The organism is Ferrovibrio sp. GW821-FHT12F09 (genome assembly GCF_058806775.1).
In genome coordinates, this window is the sequence record NZ_JBXAPZ010000001.1 from 2,463,197 (window position 1) to 2,480,104 (window position 16,908).

General features: G+C 65.0%; 15 protein-coding genes. 8 read left to right on the plus strand and 7 right to left on the minus strand.

Annotated features, from left to right (window positions below; translation table 11 throughout):
- Window positions 1-7: 7 nt before the first annotated feature.
- The 4 genes from AC1ROB_RS12260 (at window position 8) to AC1ROB_RS12275 (ending at window position 2,014) form a co-directional block, all read left to right on the plus strand.
- Window positions 8-232, plus strand: a complete 225-nt coding sequence (locus AC1ROB_RS12260) for a sulfurtransferase TusA family protein (protein ID WP_492970886.1) — start codon at window positions 8-10, stop codon at window positions 230-232.
- Window positions 233-310: 78 nt separating this feature from the next.
- A complete protein-coding gene (locus AC1ROB_RS12265; protein ID WP_492970885.1) occupies window positions 311-520 on the plus strand; it encodes a hypothetical protein in 210 nt (69 codons plus the stop codon).
- The gene (locus tag AC1ROB_RS12270) at window positions 517-948 is read left to right on the plus strand and encodes an SPOR domain-containing protein (protein ID WP_492970884.1); all 432 of its coding nucleotides are present in this window, start codon (window positions 517-519) and stop codon (window positions 946-948) included. Before AC1ROB_RS12265 ends, AC1ROB_RS12270 begins: the two co-directional genes overlap by 4 nt.
- A 181-nt stretch (window positions 949-1,129) precedes the next feature.
- On the plus strand, window positions 1,130-2,014 hold the full coding sequence (locus tag AC1ROB_RS12275) for a hypothetical protein (protein ID WP_492970883.1): 885 nt from the start codon (window positions 1,130-1,132) through the stop codon (window positions 2,012-2,014).
- Window positions 2,015-2,031: 17 nt separating this feature from the next.
- Here the strand turns inward: AC1ROB_RS12275 and AC1ROB_RS12280 are convergent, their stop codons facing one another.
- Entirely contained in the window at window positions 2,032-2,580 is a 549-nt protein-coding gene (locus AC1ROB_RS12280) for an RBBP9/YdeN family alpha/beta hydrolase (RefSeq protein ID WP_492970882.1), read from the minus strand.
- Between the two features lie 3 nt (window positions 2,581-2,583).
- Complete coding sequence (gene gltX, locus AC1ROB_RS12285; RefSeq protein WP_492970881.1) at window positions 2,584-3,984, minus strand: glutamate--tRNA ligase; 1,401 nt, start codon at window positions 3,982-3,984, stop codon at window positions 2,584-2,586.
- Window positions 3,985-4,115: 131 nt separating this feature from the next.
- Here gltX and AC1ROB_RS12290 point away from each other — a divergent pair, with 131 nt between their 5' ends.
- Window positions 4,116-6,326: a ComEC/Rec2 family competence protein gene (locus AC1ROB_RS12290; protein WP_492970880.1), complete on the plus strand. Its 2,211-nt coding sequence runs from the start codon at window positions 4,116-4,118 to the stop codon at window positions 6,324-6,326.
- Between the two features lie 49 nt (window positions 6,327-6,375).
- On the opposite strand, the gene lexA is transcribed toward AC1ROB_RS12290, so the two are convergent.
- Entirely contained in the window at window positions 6,376-7,122 is a 747-nt protein-coding gene (lexA, locus tag AC1ROB_RS12295) for a transcriptional repressor LexA (protein WP_492970879.1), read from the minus strand.
- Window positions 7,123-7,446: 324 nt separating this feature from the next.
- Here lexA and AC1ROB_RS12300 point away from each other — a divergent pair, with 324 nt between their 5' ends.
- Window positions 7,447-9,753 (plus strand): methyl-accepting chemotaxis protein, encoded by a 2,307-nt coding sequence (locus AC1ROB_RS12300; protein WP_492970878.1) that lies wholly within the window; start codon window positions 7,447-7,449, stop codon window positions 9,751-9,753.
- Here the strand turns inward: AC1ROB_RS12300 and AC1ROB_RS12305 are convergent.
- On the minus strand, window positions 9,723-10,244 hold the full coding sequence (locus tag AC1ROB_RS12305; protein ID WP_492970877.1) for an O-acetyl-ADP-ribose deacetylase: 522 nt from the start codon (window positions 10,242-10,244) through the stop codon (window positions 9,723-9,725). The two genes, AC1ROB_RS12300 and AC1ROB_RS12305, sit on opposite strands and share 31 nt — an antisense overlap.
- Window positions 10,245-10,380: 136 nt before the next feature.
- Here AC1ROB_RS12305 and AC1ROB_RS12310 point away from each other — a divergent pair, with 136 nt between their 5' ends.
- Complete coding sequence (locus AC1ROB_RS12310) at window positions 10,381-11,799, plus strand: divergent polysaccharide deacetylase family protein (RefSeq protein WP_492970876.1); 1,419 nt, start codon at window positions 10,381-10,383, stop codon at window positions 11,797-11,799.
- Window positions 11,800-11,817: 18 nt separating this feature from the next.
- On the opposite strand, the gene AC1ROB_RS12315 is transcribed toward AC1ROB_RS12310, so the two are convergent.
- On the minus strand, window positions 11,818-12,711 hold the full coding sequence (locus tag AC1ROB_RS12315) for a class I SAM-dependent DNA methyltransferase (RefSeq protein WP_492970875.1): 894 nt from the start codon (window positions 12,709-12,711) through the stop codon (window positions 11,818-11,820).
- 103 nt (window positions 12,712-12,814) lie between these two features.
- Entirely contained in the window at window positions 12,815-13,537 is a 723-nt protein-coding gene (locus tag AC1ROB_RS12320) for a DNA-3-methyladenine glycosylase I (RefSeq protein WP_492970874.1), read from the minus strand.
- A 197-nt stretch (window positions 13,538-13,734) separates the two neighbouring features.
- On the opposite strand from AC1ROB_RS12320, the gene AC1ROB_RS12325 reads away from it, so the two are divergent.
- Window positions 13,735-15,375: a sensor histidine kinase gene (locus AC1ROB_RS12325; protein WP_492970873.1), complete on the plus strand. Its 1,641-nt coding sequence runs from the start codon at window positions 13,735-13,737 to the stop codon at window positions 15,373-15,375.
- Window positions 15,376-15,378: 3 nt separating this feature from the next.
- On the opposite strand, the gene trpE is transcribed toward AC1ROB_RS12325, so the two are convergent.
- On the minus strand, window positions 15,379-16,896 hold the full coding sequence (gene trpE / locus AC1ROB_RS12330) for an anthranilate synthase component I (protein ID WP_492970872.1): 1,518 nt from the start codon (window positions 16,894-16,896) through the stop codon (window positions 15,379-15,381).
- Window positions 16,897-16,908: the final 12 nt, after the last annotated feature.

Here is a 16,908-nt window from a genome sequence, read left to right on the forward strand (position 1 = left end):
GTTTGCCATGACCCAGACTCTCGATGTCAAAGGGCTGAACTGTCCTCTGCCGGTGCTGCGCACCAAGAAGGCGATGAAGGCCGTGCCGAAGGGTGAAATCCTGACCGTGGAAGCCACCGATCCGCAGGCGCCGACCGATATCGCCGCGCTCTGTGAGGCGGCCGGGTTTGCCCTGCTGTCGTCGGAGCAGAATAACGGGGTTTTTGTGTTCCAGATTCGCCAGCCGACGTAACCACGCGCTCTATGCGGGACGTTGGCGCAGTGCAGCGAAATGCGCTAGCGTGCGGTCAACCGATTCAAGGTGTTTCAGATGGCCAAGTTTACCGCCGCGGATATCGTTCCCGGCCAGCGTTTCGAGCAGCGACAGGGCTTTATCTGGCGGGTGGCACGCCTGATCCAGTTCCCTGGCGAGGATGTCCAGCACGTCCAGCTGATCAACGAGCGCGATGCCAGCAGCACCAAGACCGTCTCGGTCAGCGCCATGCTGGATCGCAGCCTGTTCAAGCTGGTCGAGAAATGACCCTGACGGTTCTGCCGTCGCTGTCTGGCCGCCTTGCGGCCCTGTTCCTGACTGCTCTGCTGGTCGCCTGCGCCACCGAACCGGCGATGGGTCCGGTTGAACTTCCGGCGGCGGTGGAGCCCGAGCCGGTGGTCCGGGTCGCTGAACCCTCGCCACCGCCGGCCCCGATGGTCCTGCGCTATGCCGGCCACGTGGCCAGCTACAAAACCCTGGCCGAAGCTGAAGCCGCTTGGCCCCGGCTGGCCGAACGGTTTCCGATGCTAAAAGATACAGCCCGCCGCTATGTCGAGATCGATCTGGGCGGCCAGCGGGGCAAGGTGATGCGCCTGTTGGTGGGTGGATTCGCCGACCAGCCCGGAGCCCTGGCCTACTGCCGCAGCCTGCGTGGCGCCGGCCTGTATTGCGCCCCGCACGACCTGCCCGCGTGAACCTCCTGCGATCTCAGTCGTTTAGCGGCGCAGGACACTTCATGGTTTGGTCACAATTCATAGGCAGACTTACAGTTGCAGTGGTATTGCTGCGTAGCAGTATTTCTGCAAAAATCGGCCCCAATACCCGCGTTGCATGTGCTTCCCGGACAAAGATTGATAAAGGCGGAGCAATCCCGCAGTGAGTCAGGCGATCAAACCGGTTGTTCAGGAAACCCTGAAGCTGGTCGGCGTGGTGGAAAACCAGAGCCGCGAGCTGCTCGCTTTTTGTCAGGACGACAAGAATCTCAACGGCACCTTCGGTGACTACAAGCGCTTCGTCGAGAAGATGGAGCACTTCTACGTCTTCGTTGATCTGGTCGATGGACGCATCCCGGAATTCGAAGAGACCAAACGCCGGCCGCTGCAGAAGCATCTGTCGAAGATCCGCTGGAAGATCACCATCCTCGAGCTGGATACCACCCGGATTTATCTGATCAACATCACGCGTGCGGGACGGCGCCTGCCGATCGGCGCGCGCGAATTCCTGTCGCGCCGCCTCAATCGCCTGGGCGAGATCGCCGAGTATTATGATCGCTTCGGCGAAGAGCATGATCTGGCGCCGCTGAGCCACGAACTCATTGAGGCCGTGCGCAAGCTGCTGGAACAGAGCATCGAGAATGCGCCGCGTCTGGAGGAATTCCAGCCCGCACCGCCGCCGCCGCGTCTCTCAGCCACGCCGTCCACCGCTGTCATGACGTCGCAACTGGTGTCGCCGGATGCCATCGCGGCATCGCGCGGCAGCGGTACGGCCCTGCCGCCGCTGCCGGCCAAGCTCAATGTCAAGGAACAGTGGGGTCGCTTCTTCGTCGAGAAGGGGTCTGTGGTTGCGGTATCGCAGGCCTGCAAGATGGCGGCGATCTCGCTCGACCAGCTGGCGCTGCGCATCGGCGTCAGCCGTGTCAACCTGACGCTGATGCTCAGCGGTCAGGATCCGATGCCGCGTCCGGCCATCGAAAAGCTGCAGCAGTTCATGATGGACCAGGCCCGCATGTCGCGGCAGACCGAACTGCGCCGCCAGCTCTGATCAGCCGACGCCTTTACTCAGCCCGCGTCGATCAACTCTTCCAGCAATGCCTGCCCGAACGGCCAGTCGCCCAGATTGGACGCGCCGTTGATATGACCGAGCGCGCCGGCATCGACCAGCCGCGCATGCCAGCGTGCGGCGAAATGCTGGGCGCGGGTAAAATCGACATAGGGATCGTTCGTGCTCGCCACCACGATGGTGGGACAGGTGAAACGCGTCAGCGGCATCGGGCGGAAGCCACGCGTCTCCGGCGGCGTATGGCTTTCTGAATCGATATCGGCCGGCGCCACCAGCAATGCGCCATGCAGTTCGCCGTCATGGCGCGTCACCCAGTGGCCGACCAGCGAACAGGCCAGGCTGTGCGCCACCAGCACCGGCGGTTTCGGGCAGGCGGCAATCGCCGCATCCAGCCGTGCCAGCCAGTCGGCGAAATCCGGTTGGTCCCAGTCGGCCTGTTGGACGCGGATATAGTCGGGATTGCGCTGCTGCCAGTGGCTCTGCCAGTGCTGCGGCCCGGAATTGCCCAGGCCGGGCACGATCAGGATCGGAGGCCGCACCCGCGACATGGCTTAAGCCGCAGCGTCGGCCAGACGCGCGAGCGTTTCCTCGCGGCCCAGCACGGCCAGCACATCGAAGATCGGTGGCGACACGGTGCGGCCGGTCAGTGCCGCGCGCAGCGGCTGCGCCAGCTGGCCGAGTTTCACCTGCTGCGTCTCGCTCAAGGCGCGGATTGCGGCTTCGGTATTCGCTGCCGTCCAGTCCGCAACGCCGGTCAGCGTTTCGATCATGGTCTTCAGGCGTGCCTTGGCGGCATCGTCCAGGTGTTTCTGGGCGGCGGCATCGGGCGCGATGGGGCGGGCAGCGAACAGGAACTGCAGAGATTCCGTGATCTCGTTCAGGTCTTTGGCGCGCTCTTTCACGGCGGGCAGGATCGCCTTGATCTGCGCGGCCTCGGCCTGGTTCGGCGCGCGGCCGATCTTCTTCTCGATGAAGGGCAGGGCGGCCGTCATCAGCTCGTCATCCGCCGACTGGCGGATGTAATGGCCGTTCAGATTGTTCAGCTTGACGAAATCGAAACGCGCCGGCGAACGGCCGACATGATCGAGGCCGAACCATTCGATGGCCTGCTGGGTCGAAATGATTTCGTCATCGCCATGGCTCCAGCCCAGGCGGAGCAGGTAGTTGCGCATCGCCGCCGGCAGATAGCCCATATCGGCATAGGCTTCCGTGCCCAGCGCGCCATGGCGCTTGGACAGTTTGGCGCCGTCGCTGCCATGGATCAGCGGGATATGCGCAAAGTCGGGCACGGCGAAGCCGGCCGCCAGATAAAGCTGGCTTTGACGCGCGGCATTGGTCAGATGATCGTCGCCACGGATGATATGGGTGATGCCCATGTCGTGGTCGTCGACGACGACCGAGAGATTATAGGTCGGCGTGCCGTCCGAGCGCAGGATGATGAGGTCGTCGAGCTGCTCGTTCTGGAAGGTGACACCGCCCTGTACATGATCCTTGATCACAGTGCTGCCGGTCTGCGGTGCCTTGAAACGCACGACGGGTTTAACGCCGGCCGGCGCATCCTTCGGATCACGGTCGCGCCAGCGGCCGTCATAGCGGATCGGTTTGCCTTCCGCCTTGGCCTTGTTGCGCATCTCCTCCAGCTCTTCGGGCGAGCAGTAGCAGTGATAGGCCTTGCCCTCGGCCAGCAGCTGATGCGCCACCTCGGCATGACGGTTCATGCGGGCGAACTGCATCACCGGCTCGCCATCCCAGTCCAGTCCCAGCCACTTCAGGCCCTGGAAAATCTTCTGCACGGCATCGTCGGTCGAACGCTCGCGATCGGTGTCTTCGATGCGCAGCAGGAAGGTGCCGCCGTGGTGGCGCGAGAACAGCCAGTTGAACAGGGCCGTGCGGGCACCGCCGATATGCAGGTAGCCGGTCGGCGAGGGGGCGAAGCGGGTAACGACCTTCATGGAACGATCCAGACGCGAGAGCGGAAATGACGATTGCCGCAGGGTTTTAGCATACGGGTGCAGGCGGGCAAGCCGCGTTCCCGATTTGCACGGATTGGCGACCGCAGGGCAGGTATGCAGAGTTTTCCGCCATGGCCCGTCTGGCGCAACAGCTATTATGGCAGCGGTTGGTTTCGGGGCTTGTCGCAGGCATGGCGGCAGGCTGGCGCGATCTGCGCGATTTCGATGCCATCGCCACGTTGCTGGCCGAGCGCGAACGCTGGTTTCTCTGGTTGCCGGCCCTGCTGGGGACCGGCATTGCTGCATATTTCCTTCTTCCTGCCGAACCGCCGCTGCTGCCCTTGCGGCTGGGTGTCGCGGCGCTGGTTCTGGCGCTGGTGCTGTTCGCACGCCGGGCGCTGTGGCGACTGCCCCTGATTATGGCTCTGGCCGTTACGGCCGGGGTGTGGCTTGGTGCGGAACGCAGCGCCAGCGTGGCGGCGCCGGTCCTGCAGCGGATGAGCGGCGCGGTCTGGCTCGAAGGTCGGGTCCTGGACGCCGAGCCGCGCGATGCCGGTCATCGCCTGCTGCTGGACCGCGTCAGCTTCAGCGGCCTTGGCGAGCCGGAAACGCCGCGTCGCGTGCGGATCACGCTCAACCGTGACGGCAGCATTCTGTGGCCGGGCGACCGTATCCGCCTGCGCGTCATGCTGCTGCCGCCGCCGGAGCCGGCGATGCCCGGCGCCTTCGACTTTGCGCGCTATGCCTGGTTTCGCCAGATTGGCGCCGTGGGCTATGCGATCAGCACGCCCGAAGCCATGCCGGAGACCGAACCCGAAGACTGGCGCGATGCGGCATTGCTGTCGCTCAGTGCCCTGCGGCAGGACTGGACGCGCCGTATCGCCGCGCAGACCGAGGGCGCCGGCGGCGCGATTGCCGCGGCGCTGATGACCGGTGTGCGCGGACCGATCCCCGACAGCGTGGATGCAGCATTCCGCGATTCTGGCCTGGCACATATTCTCTCGATCTCGGGCCTGCATCTCACCCTGGTGGCTGGCCTGCTGTTCTTTCTCGTGCGCGGCCTGCTGGCGCTCAGTCCGCATCTGGCCCTGCATTACCCGATCAAGAAATGGGCGGCGGTCGCGGCCCTGCTCGGCGCCACCGCCTATACGCTGCTGTCGGGCGCGGCACTGCCCACGCTGCGGGCGCTGGTGATGATCGCCCTGGCGCTGATCGCCGTGATGCTGGACCGTCGCGCCATCACGCTGCGCGCGGTGGCCTGGGCAGCCTTGCTGCTGCTGGTGCTCTGGCCCGACAGTCTGCTCGATCCCGGATTCCAGATGTCCTTTGCCGCCGTCACCGCGCTGGTGGCGGCATTCGAGCAATTCGCACCGCGACTGACGCGCTGGCGCAGCGAGGCGGGACCAGTAAAGATCGCCATGCTCTGGCTGCTCGGCACCATGGCGGCCAGCTTCGTGGCCGGGCTGGGTTCGTCCTTTTTCGCCGCCTATCATTTCAATCGCGTCGCCGATTATGCCCTGATCGCCAACCTGCTGGCCGCGCCGCTGGTGGATTTCCTGATCATGCCGCTGATCGTGCTGGCCTTCCTGCTGATGCCGCTGGGCCTCGAAGCCCTCGCGCTGGTGCCGATGGTCTGGTGCATCGATCTGCTGATCGCGCTGGCGCAATGGGTGGCCGGCTGGCCCGATGCCGTTGGCGTGGTACCGGCGATGCCATTATGGGGCCTGGGTGCCATTGCCGGTGGCGGTCTGTGGTTATGCCTGTGGCAGCAGCGCTGGCGCTGGCTCGGGCTGGCCGGTCTCCTGATCGGTACGGCTTCACCCTGGCTGGTGCCGCAGCCCGATCTTCTGGTCAGCGGCGATGGTCGCCTGATTGCAGCCCGGGCGCAGGATGACCGGTATTATCTGACCTCCACGCCGCCGCGCGGCTTTGCCGCCGAAACCTGGTGGGAGCGGCTGGGGGCGCCACCGCTTTATCCCTGGCCGACGCTCAGACGCAACGACACCGAAGGCCGATCCGGCGTCGATGGCAGCTTGCGCTGCGATCCGGAGGGTTGCTCCTGGCGGCGTGACGGTTTTCTGGTGGCGCTGCCGCGGCAGCCGAAGGCGATCACCGAAGACTGCAAACATGCCGATGTGGTGATCGCGGCCCAGATGCCGATCCGCTATCGCTGTCCGGCCGCAAGAATCGTCATCGATCGCAACGACCTGTGGCGTGGCGGCACGCATGCGCTATTCCTGGCGCGCGAAACCGGGGCCATCCGCCTGCTCACCGTGGCACAGCAGCGCGGTCGCCGGCCCTGGGTCGTGCCCAAGGGGCACGGGCCCGAGCGCGGCTCATAAAAAACAGGGCGCCGAAGGGCGCCCCGTTTGGTATTCAATCCGCTGAAACTCAGTAGCGGCGCAGCAGGCCGACCAGGCGACCCTGCACCTTGACCCGGTCGGGGCCGAAGATGCGCGTTTCGTAGGCCGGGTTGGCGGCTTCGAGCGCCACCGAGTTGCCTTTGCGGCGCAGGCGCTTCAGCGTCACTTCCTGATCGTCGACCAGGGCGACGACGACGGTGCCGTTTTCGGCATTGTCACTGCGCTGGATGATGACGGTGTCGCCATCCATGATGCCGGCATCGACCATCGAATCGCCTGCGACTTCCAGGGCGTAGTGTTCGCCATTGCCCAGCAGGCCGATCGGCACATCGATCTGCGTGCTCATGTCGCGCAGCGCCTCGATCGGCGTGCCGGCGGCGATGCGGCCGTAGAGCGGCAGGGTGACGATGTCGCGGGCGTTATAGGGATTGACGTTCACCGGCGTGCCGGCCATGGGGCTGTTGCCGCCGGCCCCGCCTTCGATGGCGCGCGGCATCAGGCGGTTGCGCGGGGTGGCGCTGCGGGCCGGGGCCCCGACGCCGCCGCGAACCGGCACGGCCGAATCGGGCAGGCGCAGCACTTCCAGGGCGCGGGCGCGATGGGCGAGACGGCGGATGAAGCCGCGCTCTTCCAGGCCGGTCACTAGGCGATGGATGCCCGACTTGGATTTCAGCTTCATCGCCTCCTTCATTTCCTCGAAGGACGGCGACACGCCGGAATTCTCCAGCTTGTCGTGAATAAAGAGCAGCAGGTCGTGCTGTTTCCGGGTCAGCATGGAAGCCTCCTCGATTTAAGGTCCTGGGCGGTCGGGGCCGGGGAGTGGGACAGGCCGGCGACAAACCAGAACGAACATGAAACCCACGAAATGTTCTAATGAGGTTCTGTATTCGGGTCAAGTATTTTTCCACAGGCTAGGGCCCACATCTAGTAGGAGAACGAAAAGAGCTTCCTATAGGTTGAGTTGTCGCCGAACATACACCCGTATCTCTCTCCCCCTTTACGGCGATGGCTCCAGTGGGAAAGTATGTCGGTAAGCAAGAAAAGCCGGCATGGCTTCAGAGCCGGACGCCCAGAAGGACGTCCGCAGGGGGAGGAAAGTATGGGTATCCGTCAGAAGCTTTATCTGGCCATTGGCGTCCTTGCGGCGCTGACGCTGGTCTCGAATGTCATCGGCGGCCTGTTCTTCGGCCGCGTCGAGAACAGCTATGCCGGCATCACCACCACCAACCTGCCAGCGGTGATCACGGCGCTGGAGCTTTCGGGCACCAGCGCCGACCTCGCGGCCGGCGCGCCGGTGCTGGCCAATGCCACCAGCGACGAGGATCGCGAAAAGGCGCTCACCGCGCTCAGGGCCAAGCAGGCCAAGCTCAAGCAGTCGGTGGAAACCGTGAAGGTGGCGGCGCCGGCCGGCCAGACCGAGCAGATCGAGGCGATCGAGAAATCGGTCGATTTCCTCAACACCATGGTGGCGCAGATCAACCGTTCGGTGAATGCGCGGCTGGGCTATGTGAAGCAGCGTGAAGAGCTGCAGACCAGGATGAGCGCCGACTACATCACCTTCCAGTCGCTGATGCAGCCGGCGCTGGACCGCGCCATCTACGAACTGCGCCAGCCCAATGCGAAATCGGAGGCCGCCGATGCGGCCAATGCCCTGATCGCCGCCGGCAATGCGGTGAACCAGCTGGTGGCGGTGATGGCGGTGGCAGCGCAGGCGCCAAGCAACCCTGAGCTCGACAAGCTGTTCAGCGAATTCGTCAAGCTGAACAGTAGCGCGCTTGAAGAGCTCGACTGGGCCAGCAAGAAGTTCGACGTCATCGAACTGCAGAACACCACTAACAAGCTGCTGGGCTACGGGCAGGGTTCGGAAAGCATCTTCCAGATCCGGCGCGGCGAGATCCGCACCATGACCACAGCCGGCCTGGCATTGACGCAGGCGCGCGATGCCGCTGCCGAACTCGGCACCAAGGTCGGGGCACTGGTGGCAGCCGCCACCGCAGCAGCCGATGCCGCGTCCGCTTCGGCAGCCGGGCAGGCGACCACGGCGCAGCTGGTGCTGGTGGCGATCACCGTGATCTGCCTGGTCATCGCGCTGCTGATCGGGCTGATGTTCATCGGGCCGCAGATCGTGGCGCCGATCCTGCGCATGACCGCGGTGACCCGGCGTCTGGCCGACCGCGACTGGTCGGTCGAACTGCAGGAGACCGGCCGCTCGGACGAGATCGGCGAGATGGCGCGCGCCGTCGAGGTGCTGAAGACCAACGGCCAGGAGAATGAAAAGCTGCAGCAGCAGGTCGAGCGCGACCGCGAGAATTTCGAGGCCGAGCGTAAGACACAGGAAAAGCTGCTGGAAGACGCCATCGGCCAGATCGTCGCCTCGGCCACCGCCGGCGACCTGACGCGCCGTATCGACGCTGACGCGTTGCAGGGCGTGATGCAGCGCCTGGGTCTGGGCATGAACGATCTGCTGGGCACCGTCGACAAGGCGCTGGCCGATCTGGGCAGCATGCTGGGGGCGCTGGCCCAGGGCGATCTGACGCATCGCATCGCCGGCGGCCATCGTGGCGTGTTCGAACAACTCTCCGATGACGCCAATACGCTGGCGGAAAAGCTGGCCGATATCGTTGGCCGCCTGTCGCAGACCGCCGGCAATGTGCGGGATGCCTCGGCCGAAATCTCGGTCGGCAGCGGCGATCTGGCCCAGCGCACCGAGCAGCAGGCCGCCAACCTGCAGCGCACTGCCTCGTCGATGGAAGAGATCACCGCCACCGTGCGGCATAACGCAGACAATGCGCGTCAGGCCAGCCAGCTGGCCGTCACGGCGCGCGACACCGCCGATCGCGGCGGCACCGTGGTCGGTCGTGCCGTCGAGGCGATGCGCGAGATCGAGGAGAGCGCCCGCAAGATCGTCGATATCGTCGGCCTGATCGACGAGATCGCCTTCCAGACGAATCTTCTGGCGCTGAATGCCAGCGTCGAGGCCGCCCGGGCAGGCGAGTCCGGCAAGGGCTTCGCCGTGGTGGCGCAGGAGGTGCGTACATTGGCCCAGCGCTCGGCCGATGCCAGCAAGCAGATCAAGGGTCTGATCTCGGCCTCGAATGCGCAGGTGAAATCTGGTGCTGCGCTGGTCAACGAGGCGGGCGGCAGCCTCACCGGTATCGTCGATGCCGTGAAGCGGGTCGCCGGCATCATCGAGGAGATTTCGATCGCCAGCCAGGAGCAGGCGTCAGGACTGGACGAGATCAACGATTCCGTGACGCAGATGGACGAGATGACCCAGCGCAACGGCGCCCTCGTCGAGCAGACCACGGCTTCGGCCCAGTCGCTGGCCGATCAGGCGCGCGAACTGGCCACCTCGATCACCTTCTTCCGGCTCGATCAGGAGCCGCTGGCCAGGGCGGCCGAATAGACGGCCGCCGCCTCTGCGGAGAAACAGCAGAAGATCACCCGCTGCGGCCAGTTGTTGCCCTGCAGGTGCTGTCGGGTCTCGGCCACGGCAATCGTGGTGGCCGGCTGCAGCGGGTAGCCGTAGATGCCGGTCGAGATCGCGGGAAAGGCAATCGCCGCCAGCCGGTATTCCGCCGCCAGGGCTGGGCTGTTGCGATAACAGCGTGCCAGCAGTGCCGCTTCGTTGCGCCTGCCGCCATGCCAGACCGGCCCGACGGTATGGATCACATAGCGGGCCGGCAGAGTGTAGCCCGCCGTGATGCGAGCCTCGCCGGTGGGGCAGCCGCCAATGGCGCGGCATTCCGCCAGCAGTCCCGGTCCGGCCGCGCGGTGGATGGCGCCATCGACGCCGCCACCGCCCAGCAGGCTTTCGTTGGCGGCATTGACGATGGCGTCGACCTCCAGACGCGTGATGTCGCCGGTAACAATGTCGATCTTTGCTGCCTCGCCCATAGCCAAAGTTTAATGCCTTTCCGAGTCGACGGGCAGGGCTGTCTTTACGCTTCGCTAACCATGCCGAAACGACAATGACGGCAACGCGTTGCACACCGCCCTTGCCGTGTCCGCCGCAATCCTTTAACCGGGTCAGATGAGCGATCCTGCCGCCCTCAGATTGAAGACGCGCCGCACCGCTTCGGCACAGGCTGCCGCCGGTGCCTATGGCGCCATGCAGACGCGTAGCGTCCCGGGCCACCCGATCCCGGCTGCTGCTCCGGCGGCTGCAACTCCTCCGCAGAAGACCCGTGGTTTCCTGGCGGTCAACTGGCCGCTGATGACAGCCGCAGCCGCGCTGCTGGCTGGCGGTGTGGCCATGGGCATGGCGGTGGGCCACGCGCCGCGACCGCAGCCCGTTGCCGTCGCCGCCGTGGCGCCGCTGCAGCCGCAACCGGCAGAAGCTGCGCCCGTTGCTCCCACGGCTGCGCCCGAGATTCGCCCCGAACGGGGCTGGCGTCCGATTTCCGAATTCGCCCAGCAGGCCGCCGTCATGCCGCCGCTGCCTGAACCGATCAAGGTCGATCCGGTGCCGACGCCGGCCATCATGGCCAGCGCACCGGCGACGGTCACCGAACCCGTGAAGCCCGAGCCAAAGCCTGAGATCGCTGCGGCTCCGGCCGCGCCTGCTGCCGTGCCGGCAAATCCGGCATCGCCACTCCCGGCTCCGGTGACTCAGGCTGCTGTTCCGGCGGTGGCCAAAAAGGCACCGGCCAGCGATAAACCGGTCCAGTTGACGGCTGCGCCCGCGCCGCCGCCGTCGCTTGCTCCGCGCAATCCCGGCGAAGCGCCTGCCTGGCGCGCGCGCGCCGTGGCGCCGCCTGCTGTGGCCAAGCCGCCCTTCGTGGCTTTCCTGATCGACGATGCCGGCCTCGACCGCAAAGGTACCCAGCGCGCCACCAGGCTGCAGGGGCCGGTGACGCTGTCGTTCATGAGCTACGCGAACGATCTGTCGGAGCAGAGTGCGGCGGCGCGTGCTGCCGGCCATGAGGTGATGCTGCATCTGCCGATGGAGCCGCTGGATGCCCGACGCAACAATCCCGGTCCCAATGCGCTGTATGTCGGCCTCGACGAGGCTGAGCTGCAGCGCCGGATCGCCTGGCATCTGGATCGCTTCAGCGACTATGTCGGCGTGAACAACCACATGGGCAGCCGCTTCACGGCCAATGCCGCCGGCATGGGCGCGGTGCTGAACGAACTGAACCGTCGTCAGGTCTTCTGGCTCGACAGCCTGTCGGGTCCCAGCTCGGCCGGCCCGGCGCTGGCGCGCCAGCGCGGTCTGGATGCGGCCGAACGGGATCTCTTCCTCGATGATGAGCGCTCGCCGGGCATCGGCCATGAACTGGCGGCGATGGAACGCATCGCCAGGGCGCGCGGCGATGTCATCGCCATCGGGCATCCCCATGCCGCCACGCTGACCGCTATGGAAAACTGGATTGCGACGGCGAAAGAGCGCGGCTTCAGCCTGGTGCCGGTCAGCACGGTGCTGCTGCGTCGTCAGCAGCAGGAACGCTGAACCTTACAATTTACCGGATCAGTTGACGGTCTTGACGAAGCGGTAGGCGCGTGCCGGCGTGATTTTGCCGGCCTCGATGCGGATGACGCCGTCCACGCAGTCGGCATGGCGCAGCAGCCGGTCGGCACAGCGGCGCAGATAGGCATCGGCATGGCTGTAGCGGCCGCTGGCGGTCAGTGCAAAGCCGGCCTCACCGGTTTCCACGGTGAACAGGAAACTGCCGCCGGGTTTCAGCGCGCGAGTCACCAGACGGAAAAGATCGGCCACATCGCCGATATAGATCAGCGTGTCGGCGGCTATCACCATGTCATAGGCCGCTTCCGGCGCCTGGCGCAGCAGCTCATGCACTTCGCCGAGCTGCAGCGTGTCGTAGATGCCCCGATTGCCAGCCTGGCGCAGCATGCCGGGCGACAGGTCCATGCCGTCCAGCCGGGCGGCATAGGGGCGGAAGGGCTGGCCGCTCATGCCGGTGCCGCAACCCAGGTCGAGAATGCGGGCGGTCGGCTGCACCGGCCACTGCGCGCGTTCGGCCAGGCTGTGCAGCATCTGCGGACCCTGATAGCCGAGCCGTGTGAGATGCGCATCGAATTCGCTGGCATAGGTGTTGAACAGCCAGGTGACATAGGTATCGGGTGCGCGCAGCGTATTGGTGCCGGTCAGGGAGTCGAGCAGGTGGCGCACGACACCGGATTTGGGCGACAGGACCTGCGCCCGGCGCAGGCTGCTCACGGCGTCGTCGGGGCGCTTCTGATCGATCTGGCAAAGGGCGAGGCCAAGCCAGGACAGCGGCCGTTCGTCACGCGCCACGGCCTGCGCGAAGCAGGCTTCCGCTTCCGCATGCTGGCCAGCGTCGCGGGCCTGGATGCCGCGCTGTTCCCAGCTGACGGCGTCGAGTGAAAGATCGTGTTGCATCAGGCCAAGCTAGCGGCGGATGCCGTATCCGGACCAACGATATAATTGAGTTTATTTGCAGCGGCGTTTACGGGTCGATAACCATAACCGGCAGGATTATGTCTTACTCGGCCTCGCCCATCGCGCGCTTGAGCCGCTCGGCTTCGTAGTTTTCGCCGATCGACATCGCGCAAATCCGCGAAATATGCATCAGCGGCAGGCCGCTTTCCTTCGCCCAGATATTGAACTGCGCCTGGATTTTTTTCATGTCGCCTTTCGAGGCGGCCTTGTCGGTCAGCGCGACGCCGGCATCGCGCAGGCACAGGATCACGTCGCGCGAGGCGATGAAGCTGTCGCGGCCAAGGAAGCGGATCAGATACTGGCCGGTATTGCCGCCGAGTCGCGATCCGCGCTTGGCCAGCAGCTCCAGCAGGCCGACCTGATCGTCCTTCGGCCAGGTGGCGAGCAGTTTGCCGAAGCTGCCGTATTCGGCGGCGATGTCGACCACAAACTGGGCGTTGTCGCGCACGCTGCGGATTTTCTGCGGATTGCGCACGATGCGCTTGTCGGAGGCGAGCTTCTCCCAGAATTCATCCGGCTTGTGCGCCAGCTTGCGCGGCTCGAACTTCTGGAAGGCGGTCTCGAAGCCGTCCCACTTGTTCTCGATGACGCTCCAGACAAAGCCAGCCGAGAAGACCCGCTTCGCCATCTCGGCCAACGCGCGATCGTCCTTCAGCTTCAGCAGCGCCTTCTGGTCCGGCACTGCCGGCAGCAGTTTTTTGAGGGCGGCCGGGCCGCCTTTGCGCTTTTCCGCGCGGGCGCGAATGGTTTTGAAGGCGGTCGGCATGATGGCGGTCTGGACTTCGAATAGCGGGGTAGACTGACGAATTTTTAGTTGTCGCAGATAATTGTTCCTGACCATACTTTCTGCCTGACAGCATGTCATCTGTTATCGGTGCTCAGACCTTGGACTCGAAAGTCATACCTGGTGTCGGCTGGATGGGGAGAGCCATTCGATCTCCACACAGACTCCTTCTTGTCCTGATGGCATTCGTTCTGATCGTCGCCTGGGCCGTCACGATTGCGCTGATCGTGGAAGACCGCAAGCGCATCTATCAGTCGGCCGAGGCTGAACTGACCGGCGCCATCCCGGTGTTGCGAATCCATGCCCGGCGGAGCCTGGATACGGCCCATGCAATTCTGGTGGCGATCGACGAGGCCCTGCAGGCGGATGTAGAGGATGTCAGCTTGCATCGCCTGAGCGAACTGGCGCTCAGGATGCAGAGCAGCGATGATGATCCGATCGGCATTGCCATTATCGACGGCCGCGAGCGGCTGATCCGCATCGAAGGCGGCGGCGGCAATGTCTTTGTCGGCGACCGCGAATATATGGCGGCCATTCGCGATGCGACACCTGGTACGCTGCATATGGGTGAGCCCCTGTCGAGCCGCACCAGTGGCCGTGCCGTTATCCCGATGGTGATGAAAGCACGCAAGAACCCTTCTGATATCGGGGTCATTCTCGCCGCCATACCGGTGGCCAGCTTCGAGGAGGCCTATCGCGATCTGCTGATCTCGGCGCCCTCGGCCATCGGCCTGCTGCGCAAGGATGGGCTGGTGCTGCATCTGACGCCCGATCCGAAAGAGCGGATCGGCAAGATACTGGCGGGTTTCGATCTCGATGCGCTCAGCCGGCAGTACCAGCCGGTGACGGCCTTCAGACAGGACCGTACGGGTGATCTGGGTCTTCGCATCAAGGCCAGCTATGCGCCGGTAACGCCGTATCCGATTATCGTTGCCGCGGCGTTGCGTGAAGAATCGCTGCAAATGGCCTGGCACGCGCAGGCTTGGCCCAAGCTGGTCGGCATGTCGTTCGGTTCGCTTGTGATTGCACTGCTAACGGGCTGGCTGTCTGTGCTGATGGTACGACGTGATGCTGCCATGAAACGCGTGACCGAGGCGCTGGCCGAACTGGATGCAGCCAACCAGGCCAAGCGCGATTTCATGGCGCGCATGAGTCATGAACTGCGCACGCCGCTGAACGCCATCCTCGGGTTTTCTGAGCTGATCTCGGGCGCCATGGTCGGGCCGCTGGCCAAGACCTATCAGGATTACGGACGCGACATCCATCGCAGCGGCGATCATCTGCTGGGGATGATCAACCAGGTGCTGGATATCACCCGCATCGAAGCTGGCGCCCTGAAGGTGGAACCGGGGCCGGTCGATCTGGACGTCATGGCCGAAGAGGTGACGGCAATTCTGCGGCCGCTGGCCGATGCGAGGGATAACAGCGTCCGTTTCGAGATCGACCCGGATGCCCGCCACCTGCTGGCCGATCCGATGATGCTGCGACAGATGCTGCTGAACCTGATTTCCAATGCGCTGAAATTCAGCCCGCCGGGTCAGGTGGTGACGGTCGTGGGACGGGTGACCGAGGGCGGGTTGACACTCAGCGTGCAGGATCGCGGTCCGGGTATCCGGCCCGACAAGCTGTCGCATCTGTTTGAACCCTTCGGCAGCGGCCAGTCGATGCTGGCCGATCACAGTGCCGGGCTCGGGCTCGGGCTGCCGATCGTCAAGAAGCTGGTGGAGATGCATGGCGGCGCGCTCAGCATCGCCACCGGTCCCGAGGTCGGCACGGCGATCACCCTGCAGTTCCCGCTGGCGAACCGGATCGCTGCGTAAGGTCTACTGCCCGCGGCCTGTGCGGCTGGCGTAGCGTTCGGCTTCCTCGGCGGCGCGGATCAGCGCTTTCGCCTTGTTGACGCATTCGACATGCTCGGACATCGGGTCGCTGTCGGCGACGATGCCGGCGCCGGCCTGCACATACATGGTGCCGTCCTTCACCAGCGCGGTGCGCAGCGTGATGCAGGTATCCATGGTGCCGTTGGCGGAGAAATAGCCGACGCCGCCGGCATAGAAGCTGCGGCGCACGGATTCCAGCTCGTCGATCACTTCCATCGCCCGCACCTTGGGTGCCCCCGAGACCGTACCGGCCGGGAAGCCAGCGAACATGGCGTCCAGCGCATCGAGATCGGGGCGGATCTTGCCCTCGACATTCGAGACGATATGCATGACGTGGCTGTAACGTTCGATCAGGTTGCGCTCGGTCACCTTCACCGTGCCGATCTGCGCCACGCGGCCGACATCGTTGCGGCCGAGATCGAGCAGCATCAGATGCTCGGCCAGTTCCTTCGGATCGCTCAGCAGGTCATCGGCCAGCGCCTGGTCCTCGGCCGGGGTGGCGCCGCGCTTGCGCGTACCGGCAATCGGCCGGATGGTCACTGTGTCGTCGCGCAGGCGCACCAGAATCTCAGGTGACGAACCGACGAGACAGGGACCGCCGAGATTGAGATAGAACATGAAGGGCGAGGGGTTGGTGCGGCGGAGCGCGCGATAGAGCGCAAATGGCGGCAGACGGAACGGCAGGCTGAAGCGTTGGCCCACAACGACCTGGAAGATGTCACCGGCGGCGATGTACTCTTTCGCCTTCAGCACCATCGCCATGTAATCCTCGGGCGACATGTTCGACTGCGGCTCGGGCAGGGCATCCAGATCGGCGATCTGGTCGCGCACCGCACCCAGCGGGCGGTCGAGATCAGCGACGATATCGGACAGCCGCTCGCTCGCCATCGCATAGGCCGCCCGCGCATCCATGCCGCTCTGCGGCCGCACCGGCGTCACCAGCGTGATCATGTCGAGCACGGAATCGAAAATCGCCATCACGGTCGGCCGCATCAGCAGGCCGTCCGGTAGTCCGAGCGTATCGGGGTTGGAATCCGGCACCTTCGGTTCGACCAGCCGCACCATGTCATAGCCGATGAAGCCGACGATGCCGGCGGCCATCGGCGGCAGGTTCACCGGCAGGTCGATATGGCTTTCGGCCAGCAGGGCGCGCAGCGACTCAAGCGTCGGCTCCTTGCAGGGCTCGAAGGCGGTGGTGTCGAAGCGCGCCTTGCGGTTGATCTCGGCCTTCTGGCCGTGGCAGCGCCACAGCAGGTCAGGCTTCAGCCCGATGATCGAATAGCGGCCACGCACCGCGCCGCCCTCGATCGATTCCAGCAGGCAGGACCACGGCCGGTCGGCCAGTTTCAGGAAGGCGGAAACCGGCGTCTCCAGGTCGGCGACCAGCTGGGTCGACAGCACCTGGGCTTCGCCCGCCATGTAGCGCTGGGCGAAGCTGGCATAGTCGGGCGTGATCTTCATGACGCTGTCTGG

Coding starts and splice junctions, on each gene's coding strand:
- lexA (WP_492970879.1), bottom strand. CDS start 7,122: ATGCTGACCCGGAAACAGCACGACCTGCTGCTCTTTATTCACGACAAG.
- AC1ROB_RS12315 (WP_492970875.1), bottom strand. CDS start 12,711: ATGCAACACGATCTTTCACTCGACGCCGTCAGCTGGGAACAGCGCGGC.
- AC1ROB_RS12260 (WP_492970886.1), top strand. CDS start 8: ATGACCCAGACTCTCGATGTCAAAGGGCTGAACTGTCCTCTGCCGGTG.
- trpE (WP_492970872.1), bottom strand. CDS start 16,896: ATGAAGATCACGCCCGACTATGCCAGCTTCGCCCAGCGCTACATGGCG.
- AC1ROB_RS12265 (WP_492970885.1), top strand. CDS start 311: ATGGCCAAGTTTACCGCCGCGGATATCGTTCCCGGCCAGCGTTTCGAG.
- AC1ROB_RS12270 (WP_492970884.1), top strand. CDS start 517: ATGACCCTGACGGTTCTGCCGTCGCTGTCTGGCCGCCTTGCGGCCCTG.
- AC1ROB_RS12300 (WP_492970878.1), top strand. CDS start 7,447: ATGGGTATCCGTCAGAAGCTTTATCTGGCCATTGGCGTCCTTGCGGCG.
- AC1ROB_RS12290 (WP_492970880.1), top strand. CDS start 4,116: ATGGCCCGTCTGGCGCAACAGCTATTATGGCAGCGGTTGGTTTCGGGG.
- AC1ROB_RS12280 (WP_492970882.1), bottom strand. CDS start 2,580: ATGTCGCGGGTGCGGCCTCCGATCCTGATCGTGCCCGGCCTGGGCAAT.
- AC1ROB_RS12310 (WP_492970876.1), top strand. CDS start 10,381: ATGAGCGATCCTGCCGCCCTCAGATTGAAGACGCGCCGCACCGCTTCG.
- gltX (WP_492970881.1), bottom strand. CDS start 3,984: ATGAAGGTCGTTACCCGCTTCGCCCCCTCGCCGACCGGCTACCTGCAT.
- AC1ROB_RS12305 (WP_492970877.1), bottom strand. CDS start 10,244: ATGGGCGAGGCAGCAAAGATCGACATTGTTACCGGCGACATCACGCGT.
- AC1ROB_RS12325 (WP_492970873.1), top strand. CDS start 13,735: ATGGCATTCGTTCTGATCGTCGCCTGGGCCGTCACGATTGCGCTGATC.
- AC1ROB_RS12320 (WP_492970874.1), bottom strand. CDS start 13,537: ATGCCGACCGCCTTCAAAACCATTCGCGCCCGCGCGGAAAAGCGCAAA.